Source organism: Lentzea sp. NPDC036955 (assembly GCF_055608005.1).
The window spans coordinates 209,058-230,836 of sequence record NZ_JBVJRC010000011.1 but is presented as its reverse complement, the minus strand read 5'-3'; the positions used below and the strand labels follow the sequence as shown (position 1 = coordinate 230,836).

At 68.7% G+C, this 21,779-nt stretch carries 12 protein-coding genes (1 of these 12 only partly in view); 11 read left to right on the top strand and 1 reads right to left on the bottom strand.

What is annotated here, in order from left to right; translation table 11 throughout:
* Window positions 1–508 precede the first annotated feature (508 nt).
* A complete protein-coding gene (locus ACZ7CF_RS34515; protein WP_470371700.1) occupies window positions 509–1,738 on the top strand; it encodes a cytochrome P450 family protein in 1,230 nt (409 codons plus the stop codon).
* On the opposite strand, the gene ACZ7CF_RS34510 is transcribed toward ACZ7CF_RS34515, so the two are convergent.
* Window positions 1,698–4,169, bottom strand: coding sequence for a helix-turn-helix transcriptional regulator (locus tag ACZ7CF_RS34510; protein WP_470371699.1), 2,472 nt, complete (start codon window positions 4,167–4,169; stop codon window positions 1,698–1,700). The genes ACZ7CF_RS34515 and ACZ7CF_RS34510 overlap by 41 nt on opposite strands.
* A 758-nt stretch (window positions 4,170–4,927) precedes the next feature.
* Between ACZ7CF_RS34510 and ACZ7CF_RS34505 the strand changes: the two genes are divergently transcribed.
* The 10 genes from ACZ7CF_RS34505 to ACZ7CF_RS34460 form a co-directional block, all read left to right on the top strand.
* Window positions 4,928–5,656, top strand: coding sequence for a hypothetical protein (locus ACZ7CF_RS34505; RefSeq protein WP_470371698.1), 729 nt, complete (start codon window positions 4,928–4,930; stop codon window positions 5,654–5,656).
* A gap of 38 nt (window positions 5,657–5,694) precedes the next feature.
* A complete protein-coding gene (locus ACZ7CF_RS34500) occupies window positions 5,695–6,021 on the top strand; it encodes a hypothetical protein (protein WP_470371697.1) in 327 nt (108 codons plus the stop codon).
* Complete coding sequence (locus tag ACZ7CF_RS34495; RefSeq protein ID WP_470371696.1) at window positions 6,018–6,707, top strand: DUF8175 domain-containg protein; 690 nt, start codon at window positions 6,018–6,020, stop codon at window positions 6,705–6,707. Before ACZ7CF_RS34500 ends, ACZ7CF_RS34495 begins: the two co-directional genes overlap by 4 nt.
* Window positions 6,704–8,089 carry a hypothetical protein gene (locus ACZ7CF_RS34490; protein ID WP_470371695.1) on the top strand — a complete coding sequence of 462 codons (1,386 nt, stop codon included), beginning with the start codon at window positions 6,704–6,706 and terminating at the stop codon, window positions 8,087–8,089. The genes ACZ7CF_RS34495 and ACZ7CF_RS34490 overlap by 4 nt, the downstream gene beginning before the upstream one ends.
* Window positions 8,089–9,582: an SCO6880 family protein gene (locus ACZ7CF_RS34485; RefSeq protein WP_470371694.1), complete on the top strand. Its 1,494-nt coding sequence runs from the start codon at window positions 8,089–8,091 to the stop codon at window positions 9,580–9,582. Before ACZ7CF_RS34490 ends, ACZ7CF_RS34485 begins: the two co-directional genes overlap by 1 nt.
* Window positions 9,583–9,666: 84 nt before the next feature.
* Window positions 9,667–10,761 carry a hypothetical protein gene (locus ACZ7CF_RS34480; RefSeq protein WP_470371693.1) on the top strand — a complete coding sequence of 365 codons (1,095 nt, stop codon included), beginning with the start codon at window positions 9,667–9,669 and terminating at the stop codon, window positions 10,759–10,761.
* 78 nt (window positions 10,762–10,839) lie between these two features.
* Window positions 10,840–12,384 (top strand): hypothetical protein, encoded by a 1,545-nt coding sequence (locus tag ACZ7CF_RS34475; protein ID WP_470371692.1) that lies wholly within the window; start codon window positions 10,840–10,842, stop codon window positions 12,382–12,384.
* On the top strand, window positions 12,381–14,261 hold the full coding sequence (locus ACZ7CF_RS34470; protein ID WP_470371691.1) for a type IV secretory system conjugative DNA transfer family protein: 1,881 nt from the start codon (window positions 12,381–12,383) through the stop codon (window positions 14,259–14,261). The genes ACZ7CF_RS34475 and ACZ7CF_RS34470 overlap by 4 nt, the downstream gene beginning before the upstream one ends.
* Window positions 14,258–14,974 carry a DUF4913 domain-containing protein gene (locus ACZ7CF_RS34465; RefSeq protein WP_470371690.1) on the top strand — a complete coding sequence of 239 codons (717 nt, stop codon included), beginning with the start codon at window positions 14,258–14,260 and terminating at the stop codon, window positions 14,972–14,974. The genes ACZ7CF_RS34470 and ACZ7CF_RS34465 overlap by 4 nt, the downstream gene beginning before the upstream one ends.
* Window positions 14,971–21,779: the beginning of a UvrD-helicase domain-containing protein gene (locus ACZ7CF_RS34460; protein ID WP_470371689.1), read on the top strand. Its footprint extends 21,955 nt past the window's final position; 6,809 of the gene's 28,764 nt are visible here — the first part of the coding sequence; it begins with the start codon at window positions 14,971–14,973; its stop codon lies off the right edge, out of view. Before ACZ7CF_RS34465 ends, ACZ7CF_RS34460 begins: the two co-directional genes overlap by 4 nt.

The window sequence follows — 21,779 nt, the reverse complement described above, 5'->3', positions numbered from 1 at the left end:
GGCCCCACGCCGTTCAGGCCTTGGCTCGGGCCACTGGCATCGCAGCCGGACCTATGGGCAGCTGGGGTCTACGGGTGGGCAGTACGTAGGTCTGCATGCGTCTAGCCAGCGGAAATCAGTGGGCAAAAGGGGCGGGCTCCGGCAGATGACGGATGTGCGCGGGACGACTCCCCAGGCAGGCTGTGCTCGTCCTCAGGGGCGGATCACGATGAGCGTTAGCGAGCGTGGCAAGCATCGCGACCAGCGTGGTCCACATGGGGGGACACCGGAGATAGGCCAGGTGCCGCGATCGGGCAATCGCGGAGCCGTCAGGCCGATCGGGGGAGGTGGGGACCTGTGCAGGCTCCGAGGGATCACTCACCTGCACAGGCATCCTCGTGGCGGGGCGCGAGCCTTCGCCACAAAGCCTCCTGATCGATCACTGCTGCGCGTGCGCCGCTGGGCAACCGGCCACGGCAGTGCATGACCCGGCCGGCACAGGGGGGCCGGCCGGTTCCAAGGGGGATGGATGACGGAGGTCGGAGACGTCGCCGCGGGCATGTTCGCGGACGGCGCGTGGAACCGGGCCGAGGAAGTCTTCGCCGAGCTGCGTGAGCTGGGGGCCGTGCACCGGACACGTCTGGCGAACGAGATGCCGGTGACGCTGATCGTGCGGCACCGCGAGGCGCAGGCGGCGTTGCTGAACCCCGCACTGAGCAAGGACGCCGACGAGTTGCGCGCGGCGATCAGCACGCGCATGGCCAGCGAGCACAGGAACGTCTCATTCAGTGGCATGTACAAGCGCAACATGCTCAACTCCGACCCGCCCGAGCACCGGCGCCTGCGCAAGGTCGTCTCCGCGGCCTTCACCCCGAAACGGGTGGAAGCGTTGCGACCCAGCGTGAGCGAGACGGCACAGTGTCTGCTGGGCACTGCACTCGCGCGTTTTCGGGACACCGGACAGCCGACGGAGCTCATGGAGGAGTTCGCGACCGCATTGCCGGTGACGGTGATGTGCGAGCTGTTGGGAGTGCCGCACAGCGACCGCGTGCAGTTCCGGACATGGACCGAGCACTTGATGCGCGACGAGCCGGAGTACGCCGAACCTGCCTCGCAGGCGATGGAGGACTACTTCACCCGGCTGATCCCGTCCAAGCGGGACGCTCCCGCGGGCGACTTGCTGTCCGCGCTGGTGTCGGCGTCGGTCGACTCCGACCAGCTCAGCGCCGAGGAGCTGCTCGGCACCTGCTTTCTGCTGATCGTCGCGGGGCACGACACCACAGCGAACTTGATCGGCAATGGGGCCTTCTGGCTGTTGCGGCATCGTCATCGATGGCAGCAGCTGGCGCGGACGCCGGCGTTGGTGCCGCGCGCGGTGGAGGAGTTGTTGCGGCTGGACAGCCCGGTGCGTGCCACCCCGCCACGGTTCGCGCGGGAGGACGTCGAGATCGACGGCACGACCATCCGCGCCGGCGAGATCGTGCTGATATGCCTGAGCTCGGCCAACCGTGACGACGACCGGTTCGCCGACGCCGCAGAGATGCAGCTCTCGCGTGAGGTGAGTAACCATCTCGCGTTTGGCCATGGCGTGCACTACTGCCTGGGTGCTGCTCTGGCGCGCATGGTCGGCCATGTCGCATTCACCGAGCTGGTGACCCGGTTCCCAAACGCTCACCTGGCGATCGATGCGCAGGATGTGCGCCGGCGGCCTGGTTCGGTCATGAGCGGGCTGCGTCAGCTCCCGGTGTGGCTGGGGTGATGCCCGCGGATGCGCGGCTGGCGGCCAAGAGGGCGGCGAGCTCTGCTCGTGTGGCCAATCCCAGCTTCTTGAGCATGCTGCGCACATGGGTCTCCACGGTTCGGGTTCCCACGTGCAATTGCTGGCCGATCTGTGGATTGGTCAACCCGTTCTCGACCAGCAGCGCCACCTCCCGTTCCCGTGGAGTCACACCCCTGCTGGCGAGTTCGTGTACCGCCGGGTCAAGGAGGCGAGAGGCCTGTTCGTCTGCGGTGAGAGCGGCGATGCCGAACTCGATCGCCTGCTCCAGCGGCAGCGCGCGGCCTCGGATATAGGCGGTGGCGCAGGCCTGCGCGCTCAGCGAGGAGCGGATGGTTTGCATGGCCGCTGTGCGCTGGGCACCGAGCGCGGGCAGCCGCTCGATCTGTGCTCCGGTGATGCTCCGGACGCTGTCCGCGGCGCCGGCGAGCTCGGCGGCGAGCTCCGGTGTGTCCTTGGCGGTTGCCCAGCTCAGGGCATCCAGCGTCCACGAGGGTCCCCAGAGGTCACCGATGTCGCGCTGAATTCGCAAGCCCTCTTGCAGCAACAGGCGGGCTTGCCTGCACTCGCCGCGCTGCAGATGCGCCAATGCCAGTGTGAAGCGTGCCCAGCCCACCGACTGCGCTGACTGGGACATCTCAGCGAGCTCCACCACCTCGGCCGACAAACGGTACGAGAGCTCAGGATCGTCGTGCATCAAGGAGGCGGCGAACGCGGCGAACATCTTGGGCATGAACGCTTTCGTCGGGTCCCCTGCCGCCTCCAGTTCGGTGGTCGCCCTCTGGCACCACTGCAGCGCTGCCGGATCCCCGGTCGCCAGCAGGTAGTGCACACCCCGAAGGAAGCTGTAGGTGGCCACAGCGAACGGATCGCCGCTCTCCTCGGCGAGCGAGAGGACCTCGTCGAACCGTTCCTCGGTCAGTTCCGCGCGTCCTTGGCAGATTCCGAGCCAGTACAACTGCGCCAGTGCGATCGCGCGCAGCCCCGGTGGAAGGTCGGTCAGGGTGCCCAGATAGCGCAGCAGCCACTCTCTGCCTTCGGAGAGGGTGCCCAGGAAGAACCAGCCCCTTCCGACGGTGAGCATGGTCGCGATTTCCAGACCGTGCAGTGCGGCGGCGGGTGACTGCGACAGTGCGAACGTCATTGCCGTACGCACTTGTGGCATGTCGAGCCTGAGCCGATCGAGCAAGACTGTTTCGTTGGGAGACAACCAGTTCTGTGCGACCTCGACGACACGGTCGCGATAGTGCAGCAAGTGCCGCAACCGTACTGCTCGGTCCTCTCCGGACTCGGCAAGCCGGTGAGCTCCGAACGCTTGAAGGGTCTCCAGGAGCCGATAGCGGATCCTTCCGGAGCTGCGGTCGATCGACAGCACGGAATGGTGGACCAGGTTCTCGATGAGATCGAACACGTCGGCGCTGTCCAGGACTTCACACAAGGTGATGGCGTCGGCGCCTGGGGCGTCGGCATCGTCGACGAGGTCAAGCATCCTCTCGGCGGGGATCACGTCGGTGCAGGCAACAGCTTCGGCGGCCTCCAGGTCGAAGTCGCCGGAGAACACCGACAGCCGCCGCCACAACAGGCGCTCGGCGTCCGAGCCGCAGTTGTCATAGCTCCACTCGACCGGTTGAAGAAAACGGCCTTGAAGCATCAGCTTCTCCCGGCGCGCGAGCATCGTGGCGGGGGAGTAGGTGCTCATCGTGCCGGCGATCAGTTCGATGTTGAGCGGCAGGCAGCCGACCGCCGCGCACAGCCGGGCGACGTCCTTCAGTTCGTCATCGAGGATCCGATGTCCTGCGGCAGCCGACCGCTCGCGGAACAAGGTAATCGCGTCGCTGCGGTACGCCTCCTCCGCGGACCATGACGGCGAGTCCGGGTCAGGACAGGCCAGCGGTTCCACGGGCACGCGGTGTTCGTCGGGCCCACCCAAGCGGTGCTGGCTGGTGATAAGGACCTTCAGCCCCGGTGCCTCGCGCAGCAGTGTCGTGACCAGCCGCCGCACCATGGTCGCGACGTGCTCGCAGTTGTCAAGCACCAGCAGCATCTGCCGGTCTCGCACGTACTCGCGCAGTCTCGCTGCGACCGGCTCGTCGGAGTGATCCCGCAGATTCAATGCGTCCGCAACCACCCAGTACAGCGCACCCATCGGGTCGGCAGCCGGCCTGCTGGGCGCGTCCGTGCTGGAATCGCCGATGAGCCCCCGCAGATCTGCCAGGCACACACCGTCGCGAAACGTGCGTGCGACGGTCGTTGCGACCCGCACGGCCAAGCGCGTCTTGCCTACACCGCCAGGGCCGGTGAGGATGACCAGGCGCTTGGTATCCAGCAGCTCACAGGCGTGCTCGATCAGCGCGGAGCGACCGACGAACGATGTCGTGTCGGCAGGTAGTCCGCGCGCCGGTGCGGTGGTCATGGATCCTCGTATCGGCGATGCCATGACTCGTTACTCCGAGCAGGTACTGACATCCGTTGCGGTGCCGTGCGATCCGCCCGCGCTACAGGACTGATCGCGATGATCACGCCTAGTCGTGGACATGGCCAGCCGCCCCCTCGTTTGGACCAAGACATCAGGTCGTTGCGTTCTGCGTCTCGGCGACGTCTGTACTTCGTACACGTTCCGTGAGCAGGATGCACTGTCTAACTGGACTATTACTCCATTCGAGTGATAATCTAACTGAAGTCAGCATCGTTGCTGGTGTATACCGAGAGCAACGGTGTAGACATGGAAGTGCCTCCATTAGGGGGGATGGCGGTAACGCAATGTAGTTGGCTCGTGATCGGCTACGCGCAGCACGGCCGAACGGGTTACTTCGGAGGGGGCGGCCACCGACGAGGTCGAACTGGTTTCGGCAACGTTGAGTGACCACACGAACTGAGCGTGAGCTGGCCTGGGCGGGGGGCTGAGGCGGTTCGCGAGCGGTCGGGGCCTCCTCCGACACTGCGTTCCCGTGATCGGGAGGCGACCCCCTGGGCGGGACCGGCGCGCTCGCGTTGCGAGGCAGCCCGGTCCCGTCCGGGGATCCGCCAGTGCGCGCGACAACGCAGGCGCGTGGCGCCGGCACGGAACTGCCGCAGACGCGGCCGCACAACACGAAGTCCGTCGTATCTGGCCCATCCGGGCGGCGGTGACCTCGACGCCGTGGCGTCGAGCAACCGGTGTCGGGGGGCACGGTGACGGATGGGCAGTCGACTTTCGATCCGCTGGTAGTCGCCGGCGTGGCCGGCGGCGTGGGCACGTCGACCTGGGCGCGCCTCTGGCTCGCCGCGCACGGCCGAGCCTCCGGCATCGACATCAAAGACCACGGCCACTACACCAACGGGCGCGTCGCCCTCTACGTCGACGGGCGTGCCGCCGCCTATACCAACGGCCGAGTCGACGTCCTGGTCAGCTCCAACACCGCGGCCTCGACCAGCCGAATCGGCTCCACGCTGCGAACGATGCACGAACTGGCCCACCGCCACGGCTACTACCAGCCGCCACCGGTGCTAGTCGTCATGCACACGGTCTCGGGTGCGGTACGCACACTCAAGGCCGACTTGATCACCGTCCAGCCGCATCTCACCGCGACCTTGCACATCCGGCACAAGCCGGAATGGCTCACCATGCCGCAGCCACCCGGTGAAGCCGCTCTGTCGCACAAGGACATCGCGGCCGCGCTCGCCGCCCTACCGCAGGCGATCAAGCAGATGTACTCCGCGCCTGCGGCACAGACCTGGGCGCAACAGCCTGCCGCCCACCCGCTCCAGATACCGCACGGAGATCGGGTGCTTCTGCCCGCGCGTCACCTCGACCTCGACGCGGCAGGCGTGCATCCAGCGATCCGGGCAGGGCCGTGGCCTCCCTCGGCGCCGGTCAACGGCGCCCACCATCACGCAATGCCCGGCGGCCGGCACGGCTGACCGCGGGCCCGTAGTGCAGTTCCGGGGGGAACGTCCACATGTCGATCATGCACGTGTTCGCGCAAGCGCTCGATGTCCTGGCCCAGCAACCCAACGACCCGCTCGACGGCCTCGATCCCGCTCCGACACCACCACCCGGACCACTCAAGCAGGGGGCGCAGACGCTGTTGTCCTGGATCAAGTGGGGCGGTCTGTTCGGCGCCGTCGCGGCGGGTGTGGCCGCCGGAATCATGATGGCGATCGGTCGCCGCAACCGGAACAACATGGCCATCGAGGGCGCGATCAGCATTCCGTGGATCATCGGCGGCATCGCGCTGATCCTCGGCTCGGCGTCCCTTGTCACGTTCTTCGTCTCGCCACAATGATCACCGAGTCAGGTTCTCGCCGCTCCCGCACCCGCTTGCTGGCGCTCGCAGCACTCCTGTTGCTGGCGGTTGTCAGCGGTGTGTGGCTGGTCGAGGACACGCCGCAGGCCGCGCAGCCGGACCCAGGCCACCCAACGTCAGCGCCGCCCATCACACAACAGTCCTCCGACAGGTGCGCGATCACGTGGTTCACCGCACCCGACCTGACCAAGGTGCCACGCTCGGCCTGCCACGGCCCCCGCGACACCGACGCCGGACGCGCCAGGGGGTTCTCTCACGACGAACGAGGCGCAGTGTTCGCCGCGATCAACCTGTCCATGCGGCTGTCGGCCGCGGCGGGCCCGGCAGTGTTCAACCCGACGTTCGCCGAACAGACCGTCGGAGACTCACGCGCCGCGGTCGCCGAGCTCGCCGGGCAGACGACGACTGCCCGTCCGGCCGAGGTCCGCCCGACCCAGTGGTGGTCGAGGATCAGCGCCGGGGATCCGGCCGGCGACCTCGTGGAGGTCGAACTGCTCGCCGCGACCCCGCAAGCCATGGCATCCGGCCAGTACGCGCAGCTGACCGTCGTACTGCATTGGCAGGGCGGCGACTGGAAGGTCAAGCTCCCGCGCCGACGCGCGCACGCGGCTTCGGGCACCGAGGGATTCGCCTCGCTGGGCGTGATCTCGGGGGCGGCGTCATGACAACCACTGTGCTCGCACAGGCCACCGACGAGTGCGGCGCGCTCGACATCGGCTGCAACCTCGGCGGCGCGGTCGGCGATTGGTTCACAGAGCAGGTCAACAACCTCGCGGCCAGTGCGGTGGAGACCCTGACCTACGCGCTGACCTGGTGGACCGACGAGGACCGTTCATCGATGTTGCAGGAGCCTGCGATCGATGAGATCCGCGGCTTGCTGCTGTTCGTCGGCATGGCCCTGCTGACCGGAGGAGTCATGTGGCAGGGCATCCAGATGATGATCAAACGCAAAGCCGATCCACTGGTCACCACCGCGATGGGGCTGTTGAAGTTCCTGGGTTGGTCCTCGCTCGGCACCACCGTCGCGCTGCTGCTCTACCAGAGCGGTGTAGTGCTGTCGACGCAGGTACTGAAGTCCAGTCTGGACGGATTTCCAGAGAAGATGGCCGGGGCGATGACCACCTACATAAGGACCAACCCGACCGGCGGACCGTGGACGATCTTCTTCATCGCGGGCCTGCTGTGGATCCTCGGCTTGATCCAGTGGGTGCTCGGTTACCTCAAGATGGGCGCCTTGGTGATCCTGCTGTCGCTGTTGCCCACGGCGGCCGCCGGACAGCTCACCGAGGCCACCAAGCCTTGGTTGCCCAAAACGATCTCGTGGTGCTTGGTGATCGTCTGCTATCAGCCCGTCGGATCGATCATCTACGCGGTGGGCTTCAAGCTCACCAGCGACGGTCAGTCCTTGGGCACGGCGTTCACCGGGGTCGCCACAGTGTCACTAGCGACGATCGCCATGCCCGCGATGTACCGGTTCTTCTCCTGGGGCGGCATGGCTCTGGTCGCGGGCGGGGGCTCCGGCAGCGGCGTCGGCGCGGCGCTGGCCGGCGGTATGTCCCAGCTCGCACAGGGCTTCGGGTCCGGGGGCAACGCGATGACCCGCTACATGGATCAGACCGGCCCGGCCAGCAGCACCGGGGGTAACAGCGGCGCACCACCCTCGATCGAGTCCGCCCACCAGGGCGATGGCTCCTCGGGACCCGCGCCGAACCCGCAAGCGCAGGGCGGCGCGCCGAGTGAGCCTGGCGTGCACAGCGCCAACCAAGGCAACGCGGGCACCGGTGCTCCGGCGGGCGGCGAGATCACGTCGACGGCCGGCAACGGCTCGGGCGGCGAAACCGCTGCGATCGAGGGAGCCAGTAGCTCCGCTGCAGCAGGGACCGCGGGTGTGGGCACTGCCGGTGCGAGCACCGCCGCGGCCGGAGTGACTCCGGCAGGCGCAGCGGTGATGGCCGCACAGGCATCGAAAGACGCCGGCGGCGGCGCAACGAGCGTGGGGCCGAACGGGATGCCCAGCAGCTCCGACACGTCAGGGGGTTCGAACTGATGACGCAGATCAGAACCTACGGAGGCTGGCGGGCACGACGCGGTTTCGGCGTCGGACGGCTGAGCGAGACCCAGACCGCCGTCATCGCGGGATGTGTCCTCGTACCGCTCGGATGCTGGGTCGCGATCGCGACGTTCCGCCTTCCGCTGCTGGTCCTCCCGATCACAGTGGCGGCCGCACTCGTCTGCGCGGTACTCACCCTGATCCCGCATCGCGGTCACGGCACCTCGCTCGGCGGTGCCCTGATCATCACCGCCCGCACCTACACCGCGCGCCGCAAAGGCTGGAACACCTGGGAAAGCGGGGTCCTCACCAAACACCCCCGACGCCACGAACTGCCCGGCGTGCTCGCGCCGATCATGCCCTTGTCCACACGAGACGGTCTGGGCCAGCCATTCGGCGTGCTCTGGGATCGCCGCACCGGCCGGTTGACCGCCAGTGTGCGTGTCGCGCCGATCGGCACGGTACTGGCCGATCAGGACCGCACCGACCTGTGGATCGGGAACTTCGCCTCCTGGCAGGCCTCGCTGGGCTTCGAGCCCACGATCGACTGGGTCGCGATCGTGGTGGAGTCCGCACCGTCCTCCGGCACCGAGCTGGCCGACTACGTGGCCGACAAGCTCGACCCCAGCGCACCGGCGATCGCACGCGCGACCATGGCCGAGATCGCCGACGCCCACCGGGGAGCCACCGCCGACATCAGCGTGCGCGTGAACTTCACCTTCTCCCCGATGCGGGCCCGGCCCCAGCCCCGTGACGACGCCGAACGCGTCGCGGAAGTCAGCCGCGCTCTGTCCGGGGTGGAAGGCGACCTGCCGTTGTGCGGGGTCGCCACGCTCGGCCGCGCCACCGCCGGGCACTGGACCCGATGGTTGCGCAGCGCCTACGACCCGGACTCCCGCGGTGAACTCGCCCGCCTTGCCGAGACCGACCATCTGCTCGCCTGGGCCGATGCCGGCCCGGTGGAGAGCGAGTCGATGCACGACCACTACTGGCACGGATCGGGCTGGTCCGTGTCGTGGGCGATGGCCGACCTGCCCAACCAACAGGTCACCTCGACGGTGCTCGCACCGCTGGTCACGCCCGGCCGCTACCACCGGCGCGTCGCGATCACCTACCAGCCCTACCCCGCCGATGCCGCCGCCGAAGTCGTCATGAAGGAGGCCTCCGGCGCGGGCTTCCGGCGCCAGCTGCGCCGCCGCCGCGGCGTCGACGAGACCGCCCGTGACCGCGCCGACGAACAGCGCGCGATCCAGGCCACCGAGGAAGAAGCGCATGGCGCCGGCGTCGGCTTGTGGGCGATGTACGTGACCACCACGGTCACCGATCCGCGAGAGCTGCCCGACGCGATCGCTGACCTCGAGTCCCGCGCGCGCAACGCGAAGCTGCGACTGCGCCGGGCCTGGGGCTGGCAGCACGTCGCGTTCGCGGCCTCACTCGGGTGCGGGGTCTATCCGACCGAGCTCGCGCGGCGCGGCAGGTGGGCGCGATGAACCACCACCGGCTGCCTCGGCCCGATCGCCGCCGTTCTCGCGTTCTGCCGTGTACACAGCCATCACTTCCAGGGGGACATCACCATGACCGCAACCAGCAGGCCACCGACACCCGTCCCGGCGCGCCGGGTGCATCTGGTCGGGTCGTTGCCTGAGCCGTTGTGCGCGGACGCCACGACCGCGTTGCGCTGGCAGCTGGACACCGTCGGCGCGGTCGGGCTGCGGGCGCTGGTCTGGGAACCGAACCCGAACTGGATCCGTGACTACGTACTCGGCCTGACCGCGGCGCGGTGCCTGCAGGTGCGGCGTTACGGCGACTACGGCGACTACACCGATCCGCGCTACTACCGGGTGCGGCGCGGGTTCGAGCTCGATCCGGACGAGCTCGTCCTGGGCCGGGAGCATGCGCTGGCCGAGGCAATGGCCGTGCGGGAGCAGTTGCGGTTCGAGTACCCGCATGACTTGCTGCCGCCCCAGCAGGTCGGTGTTCCGCACGCACTGGACCTCGCGCTGTTCACCCTGGGCAACCCTGCCGCGGTGCTGCGCTGGATGAGCGTGTTCCAGCAGGTGGTGACGCGGGAGGTCTCCGCATGCGCCTACCAGTGGGACGGTGACTTCGAGGTGCAACTGGAGTCCCCGGCGATCCTCGCGCTGCTGCACCGCGCGCCCGCGTGGGCGCGGCCCGCGCTGGCACGCAGACTCGCGCGACAGATTGTCGATCTGCTGCTCGAGGCACCGCACACGGTCCGGTGGGTGGTGCACCTGTGCTACGGCGACCTGAACCACCAGCCCTTGTTCCGACCCCGCGATCTCGCCCCGGCGGTACTGTTCGCCAACGCGCTGGCCGACTTGTGCGATCGCCTCGATGAGCCGGTGCCGCTGATCCACTTTCCGATGGTCACCGGTGACGACCCGCCGTCACTCGATGCCGAGTTCTATCGCCCTCTGCGCCGGCTGCACCGCAACGTCCGGCTGATCGCGGGTCTGATCGCCGAACGGCACCGCACCGAGTCCGAGACCGTGCTGGGCCTCGTCGAGGCTCTGCTCGACGGGCCTGTCGCCGCGATCGCCGCCGGCTGCGGCTTGGGCCGGCGCCCGGCCGACGCCGCCATCGCCAACACCGTCATCGCCCGCGACATCGCCACCGCGTGGAGGCTCGATGCGATGACCAGCGGCTAGTCGCGTCCGCCCGCGCCGTCCGGGGGGACCTGGCGCGGATCACCGCAACAGCTTGTGTCAACCGGGGGGACGACACTCATGACGGTCCGATTGTTCCGACGCCGCAGCACGAACGCGCCCGATCCGGCACGCGAGATCGCACGGTCCGTGGCCGACGCCGCGGCGCAACGCGCTGCAGCACCAACCGATCCGCTCGCCGACCTGAGGGCGATGCCGGTACCGCCGGCACGCGGCTGGCCGGTGCCGGGCGGCGGCCGCGACCACCACGTCGGCAGCGCGACCCTGTGGCAGGGCACCACCACGCAACTGGCCGGTCTGTTCCCGTTCGTCGGCGGTTCCGGCGCTCGCGTGCGCGGCGTCCCGATCGGGCACGACCTGCACACCCACGAACCGGTGGGCCTGCATCCGGGGGAGTGGCTGCGCGAGGGCCTCATCACCAACACCGGCGTGTGGGTGCAGGCACAACCGGGCGTCGGCAAGAGCGCGTTCGCCAAACGGCTCGGTCTGGGCCTGTCGGCGTTCGGGTGGCTGGCGTTCGTGCCGGCCGACATCAAAGGGGAGTACTCGCCTTTGATCCGGCGGCTCGGCGGCACCGTCATCAAGCTCGGCCGCGGCCACGACTCGATCAACCCGCTCGACCCCGGCCCACTGCGGCACCTGCTGGCCACGACGATCAGCGGCCGCGAACGCGACGCCCTGCGCGAGACCATCCGGGCCCGGCAGACCGCGCTGCTGGAAGGCTTGCTGCTGCTGGAACTGGACCGGCCGCCCACCCCGACCGAGCGCAACCTGATCAGCCGCGCGCTCGACCTCGCCACCGACGCCCGCGACGACGGCCAGCCCACCATCCCCGAGGTGCGCGAGGTCCTCGACCATCCGCCCGAGCCGATGCTCAACGCCGCACGGGTCGGCGGCGACCTCGATCGCTACTTCGCGCTGATGCGCGAGGTTTTGTCCGCGCTCGACCTGCTCGTCGACGGGCCGCTGCGCGGCCTGTTCGACCGGCGCACCACGGCGCGGCTCGACGCCGACTCACCCGCGGTCAGCCTGGACCTGTCGGTGCTGGACGAGGAGACCGACCAGATCGTCGCGGCCGCGATGCTGTGTTCCTGGGCGTGGGGCAGCGGCATGATCGAGGCCCGCCAGGCGGGCGCGGGACGGCCGATCCTGTGGATCCAGGACGAGGCATGGCGCGCCCTGCGCGCCGGGCCGGGCCTGGTCGAGCGCAGCGACCGGATGACCCGGCTCAACCGGCACAAGGGCGTCGCGAGCCTGTTCCTGTCGCACTCGATGGACGATCTGCGAGCCCTGCCCACCGCGGAGGACGTGGCGAAGGCCCGGGGCATCGCCGCGCGGTGCGGCGTTCACGTCTACGGCGGGCTGCCGGCCAGTGAACTCGGCTCGCTCGCGGTGCAGCTGTCCAACCGCGAAGCGCAGATGCTGGCCGGCTGGCAGTCCGCGGGCACCTGGGTTCCCGGACATCGCCACCCAGGCCGAGGCCTGTACCTGGTCAAGTCCGGCGAACGCGCCGGACTGCCGGTGCGGATGCGGCTGACCCCCAACGAGCTCGCTCTCTACAACACCGATTCGGCGTTCCAGACCGCCGGCAGGGCAGTGGCATGAGCAACCCGAACGGCCGCCGCCACGCCGGCGGAGCCATGCCCGTGGCCCCGTGGCTGGTCTCCGGGGCGGTCGGGTTGTTCTTCCTCGCACTGTCCGTGGTGTGGATCGCCGCACAGCTGGCCGCCGGCGACTTGTTTTCGGTGCCTGGTTTTGGCGACATGGCCACCGCTTTCAAACGCGACGGTGTAGCCGGGCTGATCGGCCCCGATGGCTCCCGGCCGCTGTTCTTCACCATCCTGATCGGACAAGCAGTTCTGCTGCTCGGCACCGCCGTGACCGTGACGGTGCTCGTCACCGCCCGGCGCCGGCCCAAGGACGGCCTGCGAGCGATGACCTCGCCGCGTGAGTTCGCCGAGATGCAGCACGAGGCGATGGCGATCCGGGCACAAGGACTGCGGCCCTCTCTCGCGCAGCAGAACCCGAAGTCTCTCGCAGCCCGCGAGATCGGCGCGTCACTGGGAGATGTCGGCGGGACGAGGGTGTTCAAATCGCCCGAGGACGTCGAGCTCGTCATCTGCGGGCCACGATCGAACAAGACCTCCGCGCGCGTGGTCCCGGAGATCCTCACCGCGCCCGGCGCAGTCATCGCCACCAGCAACAAAAGCGACGTGTGGTCGCTGACCGCAGGCCTGCGCGCCAAGGTCGGCCCCGTCTACCTGTTCGACCCTTCCGGGATCACCTTCCAGCCGCAGGCGTGGTGGATCGACCTTCTCGCCTCGGTCACCGACTACGAGTCCTCCGCGCGACTGGCCGCCTACTTCATGTCCGAGGTCGGCGGCGGTGTCGGCCGCACCGAACGCGCCGATCCGTTCTTCACCCCGGCTTCGGCGGCGCTGCTGCAGCAACTCGTGCTCGCGGCGGCGTGCGCGAAGCTGACCTTCCGCGACGTCGTGTCCTGGGTCGCGACCCGATCCGAGGAACCCGCGGCCCATCTGGAGTCAGCCGGCTACGTCGAGCAGGCGGTCGCGCTGCGCTCGACCACCGAACTGCCCTGGGAGACCCGAGGCGGCATCTACCAGGGCGTCGCCACCGCCCTGGCGTGCCTGCAATCGGAACGGGTGCTGCGCTGGATCACACCGCCGCACACGTGGAAGCAACCGCCCGCCGAGCCGGCCTCGATTCCGCGGCTGGACCTGTGGACCCTGATTCCCGACCCGGCCGCGACCCGGCATCCGACGATGTACCTGCTGTGCCGTGAGGGCGCGGGCAGCGCCCGCCCGATCGTGGCGGCCATCGTCGGCGAACTGTTCGAGGTCGCCACGCGGGCCGCCAGCGCCCGTGGCGGACGGCTGGACCCGCCCCTGACCGTGCCCTTGGACGAGGCCGCCAACATCGTGCGAGGCCTGGACCAGCTGCCGTCGTGGTACTCGTGGTTCGGGTCGATGGGGATCATGGTCACCACGATCCTGCAGTCGCGGGAGCAGGGCCGGGCGGTCTGGGGCAAGGACGGCTTCGACGCGTTGTGGTCGGCGGCGACCATCAAGACGATCGGAGCGGGCGTCGCGGATCCGGACTTCTGCGAGGACCTCTCCCGCCTCGTGGGCGACCACAAGATCGAAGAGACCTCCACCAGTCACTCGGCGGGCGGCACCTCAACCTCACGCAGCCTGCGCACGGAGCGGATCCTCACCGCCGCGGACATCGCCGCGCTCAACCGCACCACCGCACTGCTGTTCACCTCCGGGCGCCGCCCGGCGATGCTCACCCTGCGGCCCTGGTACGCCGAGGACAACCGCACCAAGCAGGAAATTTCCTACTACGCCAAGGAAGCGGCCGCGCTGATCCAGAACGCGGCGGTCGACCAGCTGGGCCCGGACAACCCGGTCGCGGCCGCGCTGCGCGCCGAGCACGCCGCCATGGCGGGTGGTCTGCGGTGAGCGCGCCGATCACGCTGGAGCAGCTGACAGCACAACTGGTCGCGGTCACGGGCGCCCACGAGGCCATGCAGCGGCGCCTCGAGGCGGTGGAACGAGACCAGTTCTTCCTCACCGAGCAGGTCCGCGTCACTGCGGACAAGTCCGAGGCCACCGGTCGCGGGCTGGACGAACTCGAAGCCGTGCTCACCGAAGTCTCGATGACCGCGGCGGAGAGCACCGATGCGATGGCCGCCGCGCTGCAGCAACGTCAAGCCAACCTCGACGCCGGGCCCGTCGACACCTCCGCGGTGCTCGCCACCCTGGGCCTTGCGACGCCCACAATGCCGGGCGGCCAGACGCCCCCGCCACCCGTCGACGACCTCCCCCAGCTCGCCGAGGTCTACGCATGGGTCGACACCCACATCGCGCCGCTGACCCGCAAGACGACCACCACCGGTGAGGGCGGCGGAATCCGCTGGTGCCGGCAATGGTGGGAGCACATCGACGCGGTGGAGCGGTTCATGGCGCTGTACCTGGCGTTCCGCGAACTGTCGGCCGAGGAGTCGGCGACCTGGCTCAGCGTTTTCCTGCGCGACCACCTCGACCCGCACCTGTCCGTCCTGACCAGCCCGATCGGCCCGTTCAACGCCTGCACCCCCCAAAGGCACAGCACCGGATCCCAGGAACTCGGCCACGCCGAGCTTCCACAGCAGTCCTCGGGGGAGCAGCCATGACCACACCACAAGAGCACACCGCGCAGGCCGCCGCTCCATCCGGGCCGATTGCCCGTGCCCGAGCCAGTCTCGCCGCGCTGGAGGTCCTCAACGACTTGCGCGACACCGGCAACGCCGCCACCGCCAGCGACCGCGCGGTCCTGCAAGGCTGGTCCGGCTGGGGATCGCTGTCCAACGCGTTCGAGCCCGATCGCGCGGGTACCTGGGCGGAGATCGGTGAGCGGATTGAGTGGTTGCTGCCGCCCGCTGACCAGATCGAGGCCCGCCAGGCGACCTACAGCGCGTTCTACACCCCACCTCACATCACCCAAGCGTGCTGGCAGCTGTTGCAGGGCTTGGGGTTCGGCGGCGGCCGGATCCTTGAGCCTGGGTGCGGTGCCGGCGTGTTCATGGAGCACACCCCAGCCGGATTGCGTGATGACGTCCGCTGGCTCGGCATCGAGCGGGATCCGACCACCGCGGCGATCGCGGCCGCGATGCACCCGGACGCGCAGATCATGACCGGCGCGATCCAACGGGCCCCGATCCCGGTCACCTCGGTCGACGCCGTGCTGGGCAACGTGCCATTCGCCGAGCACCTCGTGTACGACCCCAGCGCACCATCCGAGGTGCGCACGAACCTGCACAACTACTGCATCTGGCGCAGCCTCGCGACGATGCGCCCCGGCGGTATCGCGGTGCTGATCACCAGCCGGTACACACTCGACGGCGCGAAGGACAACGCCGCCGCACGGCAACGGCTGTTCGAGATGGCCGACCTGCTCGGCGCGATCCGGCTGCCCAGCGCCGTGTGGCAAACCACCAAGGTCACCGCGGACATCCTGGTCCTGCGGCGGCGGCGCAGCGACGAGGACGTGCGCACCCACGATCGCACGTGGCTGGACACCGAGTACGTGCCGGAACTCGACACCCAGGTCAACCGCCTGTTTCTCACCCGCCCGGATCTCGTCGTCGGCGAGATGCGTGCCCAGCGCGGCCGCTTCGGCCACACGCTGTCCGTGCAGTTCTCCCCGTCGGAGTCCATGAGCACGTGGGAACAGGGTCTTGCGCAAGCCGTCGCGTCGCTGACCGCAGACCAGCCCGATCAGCAGCACCGCGTGTGGAAGGTCGACCCGTCCGCAACGCTGATCACGACGGAGAACACGCTGCTGGACGAGCACGGTCGCAAGGAAGGGTCGTTCCACATCGTCGACGGCCGGGCCATGGTCGTGCAGGACGGCGAACTGCGGCCGATCCGCGTGCCCAGGCCACGTGACCGGCTGACCGGCCCATTCGCCAAGGCGCTCAAGGCGCGTATCGAGCGGCCCGACTGGCAGCCGAGTCCTGATGACCCCGGTATCCGCCACCGCGGTGATCTCGCCGTCCAGGAGGCGTGCCGCCTGCTGGTCTACACCGGCGACCTCGCCTGGCTTGAGCAGGCCACGGGCCCCGATGCCGACGACGCCGGCTGGATCTTCGCGCAACAAGCCACCGACCCAGACATGCGGGCAGAGCGCGACGGGCGGGCGGATCTGGCGCAGCAGATCGCGCACCTGCTCAAGGACTCCCGCGCCAAGCTCGGCGAGCACGCCGACATCCCCGATCGCCTGAAGGACTACGCGAAAGGACTCGCCCACCGTCCCGGCGAATCCACCGACACGTCCGAAGAGGACACGGACCCGGACCTGGACCACGACCCTGCGACCCACGAACCCGCAGACCACGTCTCCGTGGACCACGCGAACGACGAGTACAAGTTCGAGCACCTCAAGGGCAAGCCGCTCGTCGAGCTGACCGCGTTGGTCGCGCTGCGCGATGCGACCCTGGCCGTCCAGGAGCGGGAGCAGGAGGCACTCGACCAGGAGCGTGCGGCGCAGCGCGCCGAGCAACGCGCCGACGCCGCCGCACGCCGCCAGCGTGGCATCGCGGCCGCGAAAGCCGTGCTGCTCACGGCCCTCACCGAACCAATCGCCCGAATCGACAGCCCACTGCCCGGTGCGACCACCCGCACTTTGGCCCTGGACACGATTCGTCAGGCAAATGCCGCACTCGAGACCGCCCGCGACGACGAGCAGCGAGCGCGCGCCGAGCACGAGACCACCACACAGGCAGTCGCCGGGATCGACGCCGAGCTCGTAGGGCTGAGGCAGCACCTCAACAACTGCTACGACGACTACGTCGCGCGATTCGGCTTCGTCAACCGGGTCACGATCAGCACCGGCAAGCCGGACGAGGAGACCGGGCTCCCCACCGTCACCAAACGGCTCCCGCAGATCATGTACCGGTTCCGCACCGACCCGGACTACACGACCGTGCTGGCGCTGGAGGACTGGGACCGCGACAACCAGACCGCCACCAAGTACGCGATCTTCACCACCAGAGTCAACAAGGCCCCGGTCCGCCTCACCCAGGTCAACTCCGCGGCCGACGCGGTCGCGTTGAGCCTGGACGAGCACAACCGGCTCGACCTGCCCACGATCGCGAACCTGCTGGATCTCACCGTCGAGCAGGTACCAGCAGTCCTCGGTGACCTGGCGTACCTGGATCCGATCACGCGCGAGTGGACCGAAGCCGGCGAGTACCTCTCCGGGGATGTGCGGATCAAGCTCGACCAGGCCGTCGCCGCGGCGGAGCGAGAGCCGCAGGTGTACTCCCGCAACGTCGTCTCCCTGCAGGAGCGGCAGCCGCGTGATCTCGGACCGGGTGAGATCTACGGCCAGCTCGGAGCCTCCTGGATCCCGGAGAGCGACGTCGAGGCCTTCATCCGGGAACTGCTCAAGCCCAAGGGCCAGCTCGCGGTGCGCCGGGAGCCACTGACCTCCACCTGGTCTTTGCTGGTGGGACGCAAATACGACCGGTCGCGGCCGGAGGCCTCCTCCGAGTGGGGCACCGACAAGCGCGACGCCTACTCCCTGATCGAGACCGAGCTCAACGGTGGCGTCGCCGAAGTCACGACGACCGTCGAGGAGAACGGCAAGAAGACCACCGTCACCGACCGCGACGCGACCCTGCAGGCCAAAGCCAAGCAGCAGCTGATCGCGGCCCGGTTCAGCGAGTGGCTGTGGGAGGACCCCGACCGCGCGGACCGGCTGTGCGAGAAGTACAACCGCACCTTCAACGCGACCGTGCTGCGCAACTACGACGGTTCCCACCTGACCGTTCCTGGCATGGCCGCCGATTTCGTGCCGTACCAGTCGCAGCGCGACATGGTCTATCGAGCCATCTCCAACAAGGCGGCCCTGTGCGGGCACGACGTCGGTGGCGGCAAAACCACGATCATGGCGATGACCGCCGTGAAGCTGCGGCAGCTCGGGCTCGCGAACAAGCCGATGATCGTCGTGCTGAAGGCGACGCTGGAGGACATCGCCCGCGAGATCAAGCAGCGCGTGCCCGGGATCAAGCTGCTCGTGGCCGACGAGTACAGCATGTCGGACTGGCGCAGCCGCCAGCTGTGGGCTCGCCGCTGCGTGAGCGAGGACTGGGACGCGGTAATCATCACCCACCCGGCGTTCACCAAGATCTCCATGCACGAGCAGTTCCAGTCCCAGTACCTGGCGGACCTCGCCGCGCACTACCGTGCGTCACTGACCGCCGCAATGGGCTCCGTCGACGCCGAGGACAACGAGACCGGCGTCTCCGACCGGCGCGTGAAGCAGGTCGAGAAGCTCATCGCCAGCCTGGAAGAACGCTCCCGGGCCTTGCTGGACTACGCCGGCTCGGACAAGTCCATCTACTTCGAACAGCTCGGCGTCGACTACCTACTGGTAGACGAATTCCATTACTTCAAGAACCTCCAGGTGCCCTGCCACACCGAGGGCTTCTCGATGGCGGCGTCCAAGCGCGCGTCCGATCTGGACATGAAGCTGAACTGGCTGCGCGGCCAACGCGACCGGGTGGCGACGTTCTTCTCCGGCACCCCGGTGTCCAACACGATGCTGGAGCTCTACGTCGTCCAGCACTACCTCATGCCGGAGCGGCTTGAGGAGCTGGCGATGCACAGCCCCGACGCGTGGGCCCGCTGGTGCGTGCTGTTCGAAGACGTCCAGGAGATCTCACCGGACGGGCAGACACCGCGCATGAAGCGTCGGCCCACCCGGTTCAAGAACGTCTACGAGCTGCTGATGCTGCTCGGGGAGCGCTCGGACATCAAGTCGCAGGAACAGCTCGGCCTGGTACTGCCGCCCGTCGACCGCGTCAACGAGGTGGTTCCGCGCACGCGGGTCCAGGAAGCCGCGATGGGCTGGATCGCCCAGCGCGCCGAGGAAGTGAAGGGCAAGCGGCCCGAGCCAGGCGCGGACAACATCCTCTGGATCGCCACCGACGCCCGCAAACTCGCCATCGACCCGGAAATGGTCAAGGTCTACGACCCGCTGCCGGGCAAGTACGACAAGGCGATCGACAACATCGTCACCACCTACCGCCGCACGCAGAACCTGCAGTTCCCCGCAGACTCCAAACACGAGGCCGATGCTGTCACCGGCCAGCGCGGCGGCTTCCAGTTGGTGTTCTGCGACCTCGGTACGCCCGGCGGGAAAGACAAGCGCGACTCCAACAGCACACCGGGCCAGGTCTACTCGAAGATCCGCGAAGGCCTGGTCGCAGAAGGTGTTCCTCGCGACAGGGTGCGTTTCATCCACGAGGCACGCAACGACCAGCAGCGAGCGCAGTTGTTCTCGGACTGCCGCAGCGGCAAGGTCTCCGTGCTGCTTGCCTCGACGGAGAAGGGCGGCGTCGGCGTCAACGTCCAGGACCGGCTCGTGCGCATCCATCACATCGACGCGCCGTGGCGGCCTTCGGACATGAAACAGCGCGAAGGCCGCGGCGTCCGGCCCGGCTCGCGCATGGTCGCTTTGGCGGACCTCATCGCGCAGATGCGCAGGCGCGGAGAACCGATCCCGCCGGAATGGCCGAGAAAGGTCGAGATCACCACCTACGTCGCGGAAGAGACCTTCGACGCGTTCATGTTCGGCAAGCTCGACTACAAGGCGACGTTCCTCCGCGAGCTGTTCGGCAGCAAGCTCGATCCCAGCCTGCGTGAAGTCGAGGATATCGGCGACCTGTCGATGAACTACGCCGAGGTCAAAGCTTTGGCGTCGGGCAACACCATGCTGATGGATCTGGCCACCGCCGAGCAGACCGTCAAGACCCTCGGCGACCTCGCGGCCGCACACCACCGTGATCAACGGCGGCTGGACAACCAGATCACGAGCAACGACCGGCTCGCCGCCGTCCACGACGCAGAGGCCAGCGCTCTGGAGGCAGTGGCCGACACCGCGCAGAGCGTCCCGCAGGAACGGGCCGGGTTCTTCACCGACGACGAGCACCCCATCGCCGCTGAGCACGTCGACACCGTGCTCGCAGAACTCGCGAAGAAGGCATTCGACGCCCGCGCCGCGGCCAGGGGCAAGCGCAGCGCCGCCGAGGTCCAGCGTGGGATCGAACCGATCGGCAAGGCCGGCGCGACGTTGCGCTGGAACGGCTGCGGCCTGACTTTCGAGGTGCGGTCGATCGGCTGGCGCCAAGATGCGCTGAACGCTGTGATCCGGCCGCACGGACTGGTCTCGACGGTCCACGAGTACCGGCTTGAGCTCAAGCTGCAGTATCTGAACAAGGGGCAGCATTACCGCATCCGCCAGGCGCTGACCGACCTGCTGGCGTCGGCGCGCGCCGACGTCGACGCGCGCCGCGCCGTGAGCGCCGAACTCAGGGACCGGTCGCAAGCCGCCCGTCGTCAGCTCGGCAAGCCCTTCCTCAAGCAGTCGGAACTGGATGACGCTCGCGCCGAGCGCGACCGGCTCACCCTCGCGGTTCTGGAGGTGCGAGCGTCCGCCGACGCCGATGCCGTCGAGCGGGCGACAAAGCGTTCGGAACAGAACGAGCAGGTCTTCACTCTGGCGCGCCAGGCGCACGACGTGCACGTGCAGCGGCGGACTCTGATCAGCTACTTGCGCGAGATCGGCGAATCGGATGTCGACATCCCCGACCGGCCGCGGTTGCCTCCGGGAATTCTGGACCCGACCGCCCCTGAGATCGACGGTGACTTCGTCGTCCTGCGCGACGAGCACCTGACTGCGTCCGAGGGCGCTGTTCTGCCGGCAGACCGCGCCAGCGAGCTCCTCGAGGATACGCAGTCGCCGTCCGCCGACCGGACCGCTGAGCTCGGACTGCCCGCGGCGCCAGGGCGGACGATCACTCTGCCGGACCAGACCGTTCTCTCGGAGGTACGCGGTCCGGACCGCAACACGCGAGTGTGGTCGGGACGGCACGCGTCCGGTATGGACATCACGGTCAGCCGGCACGCCGGCAAAGACATCGCGTCGCAGGGACAGCCGTGGGACTACCAGCTCAGCCGACGTAGTGACGACGGCGCGACGCTGCTCGGGCAGCCGTGGACCTCAGGCCGCTTCACCGAGCTCGCCGACCTGATCAACAACACCCGTGAGCAGCTGGACGACTACGCCGGCAACGCAGCGGGGCAGCCTGCGCCACTCGCCGACCAGGCTGCCGATGCGGCCTCGCCTGGCACCAGCGGCGAGCCGCACCCAACGCCTTCCTCTTCGGCCACGACGCGACCTGCGGCACACCGTGGTGGCTCTCCCATACCACCGCAGACGCCTGAGGTGGCCGAGCCGGTCACCCGCGTGCCCCAGAACCGCGGCCCGGCCGTGGCACCGAGCGCAGCAACAGCAGCAGCACGCGATGACATCTGGACCCGGCAGGCGCCGGACATCGGCGACTCGGGCACGGGCAGTACGCGGAGCACGCGCGGGGAAGCTGCCGGCTCTGACCGCGAGGCAGTCCAGTTGCGGGACGAGTTGCTGCATGA

Bases quoted from the DNA above. Each gene is read 5' to 3' on its own strand.
- ACZ7CF_RS34515 (WP_470371700.1), top strand. From the start codon at position 509: ATGACGGAGGTCGGAGACGTCGCCGCGGGCATGTTCGCGGACGGCGCG.
- ACZ7CF_RS34475 (WP_470371692.1), top strand. From the start codon at position 10,840: ATGACGGTCCGATTGTTCCGACGCCGCAGCACGAACGCGCCCGATCCG.
- ACZ7CF_RS34495 (WP_470371696.1), top strand. From the start codon at position 6,018: ATGATCACCGAGTCAGGTTCTCGCCGCTCCCGCACCCGCTTGCTGGCG.
- ACZ7CF_RS34470 (WP_470371691.1), top strand. From the start codon at position 12,381: ATGAGCAACCCGAACGGCCGCCGCCACGCCGGCGGAGCCATGCCCGTG.
- ACZ7CF_RS34490 (WP_470371695.1), top strand. From the start codon at position 6,704: ATGACAACCACTGTGCTCGCACAGGCCACCGACGAGTGCGGCGCGCTC.
- ACZ7CF_RS34500 (WP_470371697.1), top strand. From the start codon at position 5,695: ATGTCGATCATGCACGTGTTCGCGCAAGCGCTCGATGTCCTGGCCCAG.
- ACZ7CF_RS34480 (WP_470371693.1), top strand. From the start codon at position 9,667: ATGACCGCAACCAGCAGGCCACCGACACCCGTCCCGGCGCGCCGGGTG.
- ACZ7CF_RS34510 (WP_470371699.1), bottom strand. From the start codon at position 4,169: ATGACCACCGCACCGGCGCGCGGACTACCTGCCGACACGACATCGTTC.
- ACZ7CF_RS34485 (WP_470371694.1), top strand. From the start codon at position 8,089: ATGACGCAGATCAGAACCTACGGAGGCTGGCGGGCACGACGCGGTTTC.